We start from the raw sequence: 9995 nt of genomic DNA on the forward strand, positions 1-9995 counted from the left end.
TTTTCATACCAATGATAAAGAAATAGACACTAAAAAAAACTTTTAAGGAAAAGCAAGAAGCAATTCCTTAAAAGCATTATTATTAATTGATAATGTTATTTAATTACGAGCACATTACATGGTGCATGGTTTACTACATAGGAAGTTGTTGAACCAACTAACGCTCGTTCCACTGCATTTAACCCTGTCGCACCCATCACGATCAAATCGATTGGTTCTTTGGATTCATTGAAGTTTGCGATCAATGTTTTGGGATAACCATATAAAATATATGTCTCGATATCTGTCAATCCTTTTTCAATTGCCAGATTTCGATGCTCATTCATTTGTTTTTCCGCTACTTCATCTAATTCTTCTTGAAGATTTGGTGTCAGGAACCCAAAGTCACCGAAATAGTTGCCAGTCACTTCATTGACATACAAAATGTGCAAAGTTGCTTGATTTCTCTTAGCAGCTGCAATCGCCTCCATAAAAGCCTTTTCAGCTTTTTCCGAACCATCAATTGCAACTAAAATATTTTTATACGCATCTAACATTGTAAACGCCTCCTTGCCTTAATTCTAGCACTATTGAGTCCCCATAACAAATATTTACTTGTATCATTTTTATATAAAAAAAGGCCAGAATAGAAATAAACCTACCCTCAAGAAATAAGCCAAATCTCACGAAAATTATTTTTCAAATTTTTGAAGATTCATGTTTATTTTTTAAGGAGGCAATTTCTATTCCCACCATTTATTCAAATTTCTTGCATACGAGAAACGCTTTTACTTCTGTCATTGCTTCTTTTTATTAGAAGTTCGTTTCTAGAATCCGTTGTTCTTAGCCACTTCGCTGAACCAATGACCAGATTTCTTGATCGTCCGTTTTCCATCTTGAGCAAGATCTACTGCAATAAAACCATAGCGATTCTTATATGCATTTGTCCATGACCAGTTATCCATGCACGTCCACATATGGTAACCAACACAATTTGTGCCTTCTTCGATTGCTTGATGAACATATTTTAGATGATCCGTAACAAATTCGATGCGGTAATCATCTTCAATCACGCCATTCTCATTGATAAAACGTTCTTCTCCTTCAACCCCCATACCATTTTCGGAAATATAGCATTTGATATTTCCATAATTTTCTCTAGTATTCGTCAAAATATCATAAATTCCTTTTTCATAGATTTCCCATCCACGATAAGGGTTCATTTTTTTATTTGGCAGATCATAATTATCAAAATAATCATCTGGCATAGGACCATTTTTTGTATCCACTGGCGTTTCTTTCGCTTTGATCCGTCGCGGTTGGTAATAATTGATCCCTAATAGATCGACCGTATTTTCTTTGATCGTTTCCAGATCCCCTTCTTTTATCTCAGGTAATAAATCCAATTCTTTGACAATCTTGATCAAGTCTTGCGGAAACTCGCCTTTTACAGCGGGATCAAGGAACGAGCGATTAAAGAAAGCATCCGCGATCGTTGCGGCTTTCACATCTTCTTCATTTGTTTCATCTCTCGGGTAGCTTGGTGTCAGATTTAAGATGATCCCGATTTCTCCATCTTGTGCCAATTGGTGATATGCCTTGATCGCTTTGGCACTCGCCAGATTTTCATGATAGCCAACTTGAATAGCCTCTTTCATATTGACATGATTTGGATAATGGAATTGATACAGGTACCCTCCTTCAACTGGAACGATCGGCTCATTGTGGGTAAACCATTTTTTTACAAGATCGCCGAACAAGTCAAAACAAGTAGTCGCATAATCCACATATGCATCGACAGTTTTTCGGTCTAACCAGCCACCATTTTTTTGAAGTGTCAGCGGCATATCAAAATGATAGAGATTCACAAAAGGTTCAATACCATTGTCTAATAGTTCTTTGAAATACGCACGGTAAAAATCAACTGCAGTCTGATTTACTTCCCCAGTTCCATTTGGTAGTAGACGGCTCCATTGGATAGACGTCCGGAAAGTATTATGGCCTGTTTTCTTCATCAATTGTACGTCTTCACGGAATTTAGTATAAACCTGACTCGTTTTTTCCGGCCCAACTTGATTGAAAAACTTTTCTGGTTCTTGTTCATACCAGTAATCCCAAATATTCTCTCCTTTGTGATCGCCTTGGATTCTTCCTTCTGTTTGTGGCCCGCTAGCTGCCGAACCCCACCAAAAATTCTCTGGAAATTTATACTTTGTCATTTTTTTGCCCTCGCTTATTTTCTTTTGATACCGTTATGATAACGAATACCAAAAAATAAATCAATACTTTTATAATAAATGACTAGACATTTAATAAAATACCAGTTATACTATTTTTGTAATCGATTACAAAAATAAATTTGAGGTGAAAATAATGAACGGTTTTATGGATAAGCTTGCTCAGAAAATCATGCCTCTAGCAAATATGTTAGGGCGAAATCGTTACTTGACGGTTTTAAGAGACGCATTTATGCTATCTTTTCCATTAACGATGTTTGGTTCTATCGTGGTAGTTATCAATAATCTTCCATTTTTCAGTGATAGCACGAAAGGAACTTTAACCACTCTATTTGGAAACGGTCAAAATGCAACAATGAGTATCATGTCTGTCTTTGTTACTTTTGGTATTGGCTATTATTTATCGAAATCCTATGACGTTGAAGGTATTTTTGGCGGAGCAGTTTCCTTTGCGAGCTTTTTGATTCTTACTCCTTTTGTCATGACTACACCTGGAGGCGAAGAGGTTTCTGGTGTCTTGTCGCTTGATCGACTTGGCGCTAAAGGGATGTTCATTGGTATGATTGCTGCATTTATTGCAGGTGAAATCTACTGCCGTATCACAAAACGTGGTTGGCAGATCAAAATGCCTGACGGTGTACCACCAGCAGTATCAAAATCTTTTGCTGCTTTGATTCCAGCCGTTGTGACATTAACTGTTTTCTTAGTTATCAACGCGATTATGACTGGTGTCTTCCATGCAAATCTTCATGATGTGGTTTATGAAGTAATCCAGAAACCATTGACTGGATTGGGAAGCAGCTTACCAGCTACATTGATTGCTTTGTTTTTTGTTCAATTCCTATGGTTCTTCGGACTTCATGGTCAAATCATCGTCAACTCTGTAATGGACCCGATCTGGAACACTTTGATGCTTGATAACCTTGAAGCTTATCAACAAGGGAAAGAATTGCCACACATCATCACTAAACCATTCATGGAAACTTTTACCGTGGGTATCGGTGGTTCAGGTATGACACTGGCTGTTGTCCTTTTGATGGCATTTGTTTTGAAGAAAAAACAATATCGTGATGTTGGTCGTCTAGCTTTAGCTCCCGGGATCTTCAATGTGAATGAACCTGTGATCTTCGGGTTGCCAATCGTTTTAAACGCAACGATCTTGATTCCTTGGGTCATTGCACCACTGATCGTCACTACATTCAACTACTTGATCATGGCAGCTGGGATCGTACCACCACCAACTGGCGTCTCGGTGCCTTGGACTGTTCCAATCATCGCAAGTGGCGTGTTGGCAACCAATTCTTGGTTAGGCGGGCTCCTTCAAGTTGTTGACTTTGTGATTGTAGCTTTCATTTGGTATCCGTTCCTTAAGGTCTTGGACAAACAACCAGACTTGGATGTCTTATAACAACTACTTTTACTACATTGAAAAGAGGTCGAGACAAAAGTCATTTAGGTTTGAGAAATTAGGGAGAAAAACGAGCAATACAAAAATGTATTGTTCGTTTTTTTAAATTTCCGAAAATCTAGACTTTTGGACGTCGTTTATTCGAGAGTCTGTAATAAAACTGATTTTCAGATTTTTCCCCACAGTTTTTTTTACTACCGACCTTCTTTTTCGATTACTTGTTGTCGAAAAAGATATCTTTAGTTATACTCAATTGTGAGGTGAATAACGTGCCAAAATACGAAGAAATAGCCCATATATTAAGAGAGCGGATTCGTTCAAAAGAATATCCGCCTAATAGTTTTTTACCGAATCAAGTGGACTTGGTGAAAGAATTCGGTGCCAGCCGCATGACGATCAAAAAAGCAATCAACATTTTAGCAATGGAAGGATTGCTTTACTCTCAAAGAGGCTCTGGGACAAAAATATTGAATCATCCTTTTATGGAAAAAGATACTTCTCCTGCCAATGAATACGAAGGTCTAAGCTATCAAATGCATAAACGCCATCGTTCTCTAACAAGTCAAGTGATCCATTTCGACGTGGAGTTTCCGAATGAATATATCCAGGAGCGCTTGATGGTCGATGCAGAACAACCCGTTTATAACATCCATCGCCTACGCATACTGGACAATGAACCTTACATTTTGGAACACACATTTATGCCCGTTAACTTAGTACCTGGCTTAAAAAGAGAACACCTGCTTTCTTCTATTTATGATTACTTGCATAAAGAATTGAATATTCACTTTGCTGGAGCCTATCGCGCAATCTCTGCAGATAAAAGCACCACTTTTGACCAAGAATATTTAAATTGTAGTGAGACCGATCCTGTACTGGAAGTCCAACAAGTCGTCTACTTAAAAGACGGCCAACCTATTGAATATTCCTCAAGTCGTAATCGGTTCGATGTTCGTAATTATTCTGTACTTGATGTCCGCTCTAATTAAAATCATATAGCCCTTGCAAGAAACAGCCGTTTCATGTAAGGGACTTTTTTTATATCATTCAGCCAATAAAACACAAAGACAAATTAATTGCATTAACTCCCCTCCCCCACTATACTGTATCTATCATCACTTACTTACTTTTTGTAAGCGAACAGGAGGAAGCAGTATGGACACACAAATCAGAGGAATCCACCACGTTACAGCAATGACTTCTAGTGCCACAAAAATCTATCGTTTTTTTACTGACATTTTGGGTATGCGTTTAGTGAAAAAAACCGTCAATCAAGACGACATCGAAACTTATCATCTTTACTTCACAGATGAACATGGAGCACCAGGAACTGATATGACTTTTTTTGATTTTCCAAATCAGGCAAAAGGAAAAAAAGGTACTGATACGATTTCAAGAGCTTCTTTTAGAGTTCCAAACGATGAAGCATTGACATTTTGGCTCGAACGATTTGAAAAATATGGTATCACTCATTCTGAGATCAACGAACGCTTTTCTAAAAAGTATTTAGAGTTTGAAGATTTTGACAGTCAAGCATACCAACTGATTTCAGACGAAAATAACCACGGCATCGCTTCTGGTATCCCATGGAAAAACAGTAACGTTCCATCAAAATATGGCATTACTGGATTAGGCCCTGTTTTTGTTCGAGTCAAAAACTTAGACCATATCCGCGTGATCCTAGAAAACATCTTAGGATTTAAAGAAACAGCTCATGCAGATGCTTTTTATCAATTTGAAGTAGGCGAAGGGGGTAATGGGGCTAGTATCATCATCGAACACCGGACTGATCTTCCAGACGCAATAGAAGGATTTGGCAATATCCATCACTTAGCTTTACGTGTCGCAGATAAAGAAGCGTTGGAACACTGGATTCGCTTGATCAATAAAGTTGATTTACCAAATTCAGGCTTTGTTGATCGCTTTTATTTCCAATCAGAATATTTCTTAGCCGCTTCTCACGTGTTATTCGAATTAGCTACAGATGGACCTGGATTTTTTGGTGATGAACCAACTGAAACCGCAGGAGAGATATTGTCCTTACCACCTTTCTTAGAAGAGAAACGAGCAGAGATCGAAGAATATGTCCGTCCATTCGATACTAGCGATGCGAATAAAAAACGTGAATAACTGTTTTCTATGAGTGAAAAAAGGAGGCGCCCCATGCACTATTTATTCGAAAAAGGTAGCCCTAATGGCAAAAAGTTACTCTTGCTTCATGGTACAGGTGGAGATGAATACTCTTTAATTGACATCGCCCACTTTTTAGCTCCCAATAGCACACTTCTCTCTTTTCGCGGTTCCATCAATGAAGACGGTATGAATCGTTTTTTCAAACGAAATGGATTGAATCAATTTGATTATGAAAGTTTAGAAGAAGAGTCAACAAACTTGCACGAAGAAATCAAAACAATCAGTGAAAACGAACGAATCCCTTTGAGTGACTGGATCGTTGTCGGTTACTCAAACGGTGCAAATATTGCTGCGCACTTGATGTTAGAAAGTCAAACGGGTCTAAAAACAGGTCTCTTTTTTCATCCAATGTCATTAGGTAACCATCAGCAATCCTTTTCATTGGCGGACAAAAAAATCTGGCTTTCCTACAGTGAAGACGATCCTATTGTCTCTTCCACAGCTATTTCTGCTTTAATCAACGAATTTGAAACTCGTCATGCCCAATTGACCGTAACCAACACAAATACAGGACATCAATTGACGATGGAAGAGTTAACCATTGCTAAAGAGTGGCTAGATAAAAATAGTTGATCCCTAGAATAGGAACTTACTAAGAATGATCCGCCAGAAGAAAAACAACTAACCCTGTTTTCTTCTGGCGGATTCTTTTGATGTTAAGTCAAGCAACCTACTAATTTATTAACACGTTTAGAGGCTGGGACAGAAGTGCTTAACTCTGAGAAATAAGAAGAAATTCACGAAAATTGCTTTTCGAATTTTTGTGAATTTCGGCTTATTTAAGAAGGAGTTGCTTCTGCTCCCACCGTTTATTCGTTTTTAAAGAATGAGACAAAAGTGTTTCTTACTTTTGTCCCACGCTCCTTCTTTTTTGCATTTCATTATTTAGAGTTGAGCAATCAAACTATCAGTCTAAACTAGGCGGTGAATCTACTTCTGATACTCAAAAAACGATTCCAAACATGAGTTATCTTCTGACACGACCAAAATAGTGACCCTTAGAGAATCAATTCTCGATGAAACACTGCAATTCCGCATAACCAAATTAAAAATCAGGCAATTCATTTATAAAATGATGATTCACAGACTTCTCTTTTTAAGAGCTCTAAACCAAATCAATTGGATGATTGCAAGAATAATAAAGAAAATAACCAGCATAGCTATAGAAACCATTTTATTATTTGTTGTATTGACAACTCCGCTACCATCGACTTTTCTAAACCACAAGAATAAAATACCCACAACAAAAATGACTAATTCTAAAATATTAACAACCTTCCACAACTTCATATTTTCCACTCCTCTGAATAGTAGTAGAAACGCATAAAGAATGATTGGAATTGAAATAAAATACGCTTCTTCTAATTTCAGCTTCTAAACATCGTTTACCATTTCCATGAATCAATACTAACATAGATTTCTCAACTCGCTTTCCTCTTCTCAAAAGAAAGTGAAAAATAGAAAACCTCATCGATAGAGAAAACGCTTAAAAAATATACTATTCAATACAAAGGAATTACGTTTCTTCATACGGTCTATACGTTTCATGCTTTTGTTCGTATTCACTAATCGAGATGATCTTACCTCCATCAAATTCTATGATTGAAACACCATAGAAACTGTATTTTGCTGTCTCTTCAGCATAAAAGTACCACTCCACCACAAAAATATCATCTAAAACATCAAGTATCCGATAGATGTGCCATGCAATAACCCTTTGTTTTGTTCGCATATGACAAAGCCAACTACTGATTTCATCCATACCATGATATACTGGCCCGTAACATTCTCTATACACGATATCTTGATGAAAGTATTCAGGTATTTTGGAAAAGTCTCTTGTGATCCATGAGTGAAAATAGTTTTGAATCATTTTTCTTTTGTCCATAATACTTCTCCTTAGAAATCAATTGTAGTATCTATAAAAAGGTGAAAAATAAAGACTTGCATCAAAGAAATCATAAACCGTTTTCATTCATATCAGAGATAATCATTTGGACCACTTGTTCTTGAGTCATTTCTGACGTGATCAACATTTCATTTGAGAAATTTAATACATCTTTTTCCACCCACCATTTTTTCATACGCTCAGCACCAAATTCTTTTGCTTTTTCTCGTTGTCCATGACGTGCCACAGTTTCTTCAAATGAAATATCATAGTAGTAAGTGTATACCTCATCAAAAAAACGACATAAGTGTTCAAACATCTCTTTGTAAATGTGAGAACCAAGAATACCTTCAACAATCACTACATCAAATTTATCATATCCAAATTCAGCAATCAGTCGAATTAAATCAGCAGTCGGATTCTCTTTACGATCTTTGACATTTAAAATACCTAAACGGATCTCATCTTGAGAAATGAGCATCACTTTTCCACGTGGAAAATAATTTTGTATAGCCTTAGCAGTAGTTGTTTTGCCACTACCAGAGTTTCCTCTTAAAATAATCAACTTACTCATATGTCTTCTCCTATTAACACGTTCATTTGTTTTCACAAATAAATATAGCATAATATGAAAGAGACACATATTTTTGACAAAAGAGGTTTTCATTGAGTGAAAATGTATTCTCCTATTTTTTTCAAACAAGAAAACACTAACATAAGAATATGTCAGTGTGCCATTACTTTTCCTAGAAACAAAAAGAAAACCCAAACGTAAAAACTACGTTTGGGTTAGGATACCGGCGGCCGGGGTCGAACCGGCACGATCGTGAGATCACTGGATTTTGAGTCCAGCGCGTCTGCCAATTCCGCCACGCCGGCGTGATAAAACTGGGGTAGCTGGATTCGAACCAACGCATGAGGGAGTCAAAGTCCCTTGCCTTACCGCTTGGCTATACCCCAAAAAAGAAGGGCGAATGATGGGAATCGAACCCACGAATGCCGGAGCCACAATCCGGTGCGTTAACCACTTCGCCACATTCGCCATAATAAGATATGTTATTTTATTTCTCAATAAAAAACTAAGATGGGTTCATCTTAGTCAATACCGGCGGCCGGGGTCGAACCGGCACGCCCTCAACGGGCACTGGATTTTGAGTCCAGCGCGTCTGCCAATTCCGCCACGCCGGCAAGTTGATTTATTAGTACTAAGGCGGTAACCGGATTTGAACCGGTGATGAAGGTTTTGCAGACCTCTGCCTTACCACTTGGCTATACCGCCATTATACTATTATCAGTCTATAAAGTAAATTATAGAACTGGGGTAGCTGGATTCGAACCAACGCATGAGGGAGTCAAAGTCCCTTGCCTTACCGCTTGGCTATACCCCAAGAAAAGAAGGGCGAATGATGGGAATCGAACCCACGAATGCCGGAGCCACAATCCGGTGCGTTAACCACTTCGCCACAATCGCCATGGCAGGGGCAGCAGGAATTGAACCCACACTAACGGTTTTGGAGACCGCTGTTCTACCTTTAAACTATGCCCCTATTAAATGGAGGAGAGTGGATTCGAACCACTGAACCCTAAGGAACGGATTTACAGTCCGTCGCGTTTAGCCACTTCGCTACTCCTCCATGGTGGCGCGGGACAGAATCGAACTGCCGACACACGGAGCTTCAATCCGTTGCTCTACCAACTGAGCTACCGCGCCAATATTTAAAAATGTATTAATTGAAAAAGAATGACGGTTCCGACGGGAATCGAACCCGCGATCTCCTGCGTGACAGGCAGGCATGTTAACCCCTACACCACGGAACCAATTCATTATGGAGGTTAACGGGATCGAACCGCTGACCCTCTGCTTGTAAGGCAGATGCTCTCCCAGCTGAGCTAAACCTCCATATTTTCAATTAATGACCCGTACGGGACTCGAACCCGTGTTACCGCCGTGAAAGGGCGGTGTCTTAACCGCTTGACCAACGGGCCAGGATAATTCTATTACGGAGAGTAAGGGATTCGAACCCTTGAGACAGTATAAACCATCTACATGATTTCCAATCATGCTCCTTCGGCCTCTCGGACAACTCTCCCGAGTGAAAGAAGCTCATTACTCTTTCTCATAAATGAGAACTCCGGCAGTAGGACTCGAACCTACGACATCATGATTAACAGTCATGCGCTACTACCAACTGAGCTATGCCGGAATATTACCAGCGTGGCGACGTCCTACTCTCACAAGGGGCAACCCCTCACTACAATCGGCGCTAAGAAGCTTAACTTCTGTGTTCGG

General features: G+C 38.9%; 9 protein-coding genes, 15 tRNA genes and 1 rRNA gene. 4 read left to right on the forward strand and 21 right to left on the reverse strand.

Annotated features, from left to right (window positions below; all coding sequences use genetic code 11):
* Positions 1–95: 95 nt before the first annotated feature.
* Positions 96–536: a universal stress protein gene (locus tag FGQ66_RS13625; protein ID WP_081134450.1), complete on the reverse strand. Its 441-nt coding sequence runs from the start codon at positions 534–536 to the stop codon at positions 96–98.
* A gap of 270 nt (positions 537–806) precedes the next feature.
* Positions 807–2198: a 6-phospho-beta-glucosidase GmuD gene (gene gmuD, locus FGQ66_RS13630; RefSeq protein WP_138302605.1), complete on the reverse strand. Its 1392-nt coding sequence runs from the start codon at positions 2196–2198 to the stop codon at positions 807–809.
* A 154-nt stretch (positions 2199–2352) separates the two neighbouring features.
* Here gmuD and celB point away from each other — a divergent pair, with 154 nt between their 5' ends.
* From celB to FGQ66_RS13650, 4 genes are all read left to right on the forward strand, one after another.
* Entirely contained in the window at positions 2353–3624 is a 1272-nt protein-coding gene (celB, locus tag FGQ66_RS13635) for a PTS cellobiose transporter subunit IIC (RefSeq protein WP_005878506.1), read from the forward strand.
* A gap of 269 nt (positions 3625–3893) precedes the next feature.
* On the forward strand, positions 3894–4613 hold the full coding sequence (locus FGQ66_RS13640; protein WP_005878504.1) for a GntR family transcriptional regulator: 720 nt from the start codon (positions 3894–3896) through the stop codon (positions 4611–4613).
* A gap of 166 nt (positions 4614–4779) precedes the next feature.
* The gene (locus FGQ66_RS13645) at positions 4780–5754 is read left to right on the forward strand and encodes a ring-cleaving dioxygenase (protein WP_138302606.1); all 975 of its coding nucleotides are present in this window, start codon (positions 4780–4782) and stop codon (positions 5752–5754) included.
* A gap of 33 nt (positions 5755–5787) precedes the next feature.
* Entirely contained in the window at positions 5788–6390 is a 603-nt protein-coding gene (locus FGQ66_RS13650; protein WP_138302607.1) for an alpha/beta hydrolase, read from the forward strand.
* A gap of 507 nt (positions 6391–6897) precedes the next feature.
* Here the strand turns inward: FGQ66_RS13650 and FGQ66_RS13655 are convergent.
* From FGQ66_RS13655 to rrf, 19 genes are all read right to left on the reverse strand, one after another.
* Positions 6898–7107, reverse strand: coding sequence for a DUF3923 family protein (locus FGQ66_RS13655; RefSeq protein ID WP_005878492.1), 210 nt, complete (start codon positions 7105–7107; stop codon positions 6898–6900).
* Positions 7108–7333: 226 nt separating this feature from the next.
* Positions 7334–7705, reverse strand: coding sequence for a nuclear transport factor 2 family protein (locus FGQ66_RS13660; RefSeq protein ID WP_130095617.1), 372 nt, complete (start codon positions 7703–7705; stop codon positions 7334–7336).
* A gap of 70 nt (positions 7706–7775) precedes the next feature.
* On the reverse strand, positions 7776–8279 hold the full coding sequence (locus FGQ66_RS13665; RefSeq protein ID WP_130095616.1) for an AAA family ATPase: 504 nt from the start codon (positions 8277–8279) through the stop codon (positions 7776–7778).
* A 221-nt stretch (positions 8280–8500) separates the two neighbouring features.
* Positions 8501–8584: transfer RNA gene (locus FGQ66_RS13670), tRNA-Leu, on the reverse strand.
* Between the two features lie 9 nt (positions 8585–8593).
* Positions 8594–8665, reverse strand: a tRNA-Gln gene (locus tag FGQ66_RS13675).
* Positions 8666–8674: 9 nt separating this feature from the next.
* Positions 8675–8747, reverse strand: a tRNA-His gene (locus FGQ66_RS13680).
* Between the two features lie 61 nt (positions 8748–8808).
* Positions 8809–8893, reverse strand: a tRNA-Leu gene (locus tag FGQ66_RS13685).
* A gap of 20 nt (positions 8894–8913) precedes the next feature.
* A tRNA-Cys gene (locus tag FGQ66_RS13690) sits at positions 8914–8984 on the reverse strand.
* Positions 8985–9021: 37 nt separating this feature from the next.
* Positions 9022–9093: transfer RNA gene (locus FGQ66_RS13695), tRNA-Gln, on the reverse strand.
* A gap of 10 nt (positions 9094–9103) precedes the next feature.
* Positions 9104–9176 (reverse strand) — tRNA-His (locus tag FGQ66_RS13700).
* A gap of 2 nt (positions 9177–9178) precedes the next feature.
* Positions 9179–9252 (reverse strand) — tRNA-Trp (locus FGQ66_RS13705).
* Positions 9253–9258: 6 nt separating this feature from the next.
* A tRNA-Tyr gene (locus FGQ66_RS13710) sits at positions 9259–9339 on the reverse strand.
* Between the two features lies 1 nt (position 9340).
* Positions 9341–9416 (reverse strand) — tRNA-Phe (locus tag FGQ66_RS13715).
* Between the two features lie 34 nt (positions 9417–9450).
* Positions 9451–9523 (reverse strand) — tRNA-Asp (locus tag FGQ66_RS13720).
* Positions 9524–9532: 9 nt separating this feature from the next.
* A tRNA-Val gene (locus tag FGQ66_RS13725) sits at positions 9533–9605 on the reverse strand.
* Between the two features lie 14 nt (positions 9606–9619).
* A tRNA-Glu gene (locus FGQ66_RS13730) sits at positions 9620–9691 on the reverse strand.
* 15 nt (positions 9692–9706) lie between these two features.
* Positions 9707–9795 (reverse strand) — tRNA-Ser (locus FGQ66_RS13735).
* A gap of 40 nt (positions 9796–9835) precedes the next feature.
* Positions 9836–9909 (reverse strand) — tRNA-Asn (locus FGQ66_RS13740).
* A 9-nt stretch (positions 9910–9918) separates the two neighbouring features.
* Positions 9919–9995: ribosomal RNA gene (gene rrf, locus FGQ66_RS15880) — 5S ribosomal RNA — on the reverse strand; the annotation flags it as partial.

The organism is Enterococcus sp. BSD2780061688st2 D3 (assembly GCF_005844145.1).
GTDB classification, from domain to species: Bacteria; Bacillota; Bacilli; order Lactobacillales; family Enterococcaceae; genus Enterococcus_B; species Enterococcus_B durans.

Excerpts from the sequence above, each read along its gene's own strand:
- FGQ66_RS13625 (WP_081134450.1), bottom strand. The coding sequence starts at position 536 with ATGTTAGATGCGTATAAAAATATTTTAGTTGCAATTGATGGTTCGGAA.
- gmuD (WP_138302605.1), bottom strand. The coding sequence starts at position 2,198 with ATGACAAAGTATAAATTTCCAGAGAATTTTTGGTGGGGTTCGGCAGCT.
- celB (WP_005878506.1), top strand. The coding sequence starts at position 2,353 with ATGAACGGTTTTATGGATAAGCTTGCTCAGAAAATCATGCCTCTAGCA.
- FGQ66_RS13645 (WP_138302606.1), top strand. The coding sequence starts at position 4,780 with ATGGACACACAAATCAGAGGAATCCACCACGTTACAGCAATGACTTCT.
- FGQ66_RS13650 (WP_138302607.1), top strand. The coding sequence starts at position 5,788 with ATGCACTATTTATTCGAAAAAGGTAGCCCTAATGGCAAAAAGTTACTC.
- FGQ66_RS13655 (WP_005878492.1), bottom strand. The coding sequence starts at position 7,107 with ATGAAGTTGTGGAAGGTTGTTAATATTTTAGAATTAGTCATTTTTGTT.
- FGQ66_RS13660 (WP_130095617.1), bottom strand. The coding sequence starts at position 7,705 with ATGGACAAAAGAAAAATGATTCAAAACTATTTTCACTCATGGATCACA.
- FGQ66_RS13665 (WP_130095616.1), bottom strand. The coding sequence starts at position 8,279 with ATGAGTAAGTTGATTATTTTAAGAGGAAACTCTGGTAGTGGCAAAACA.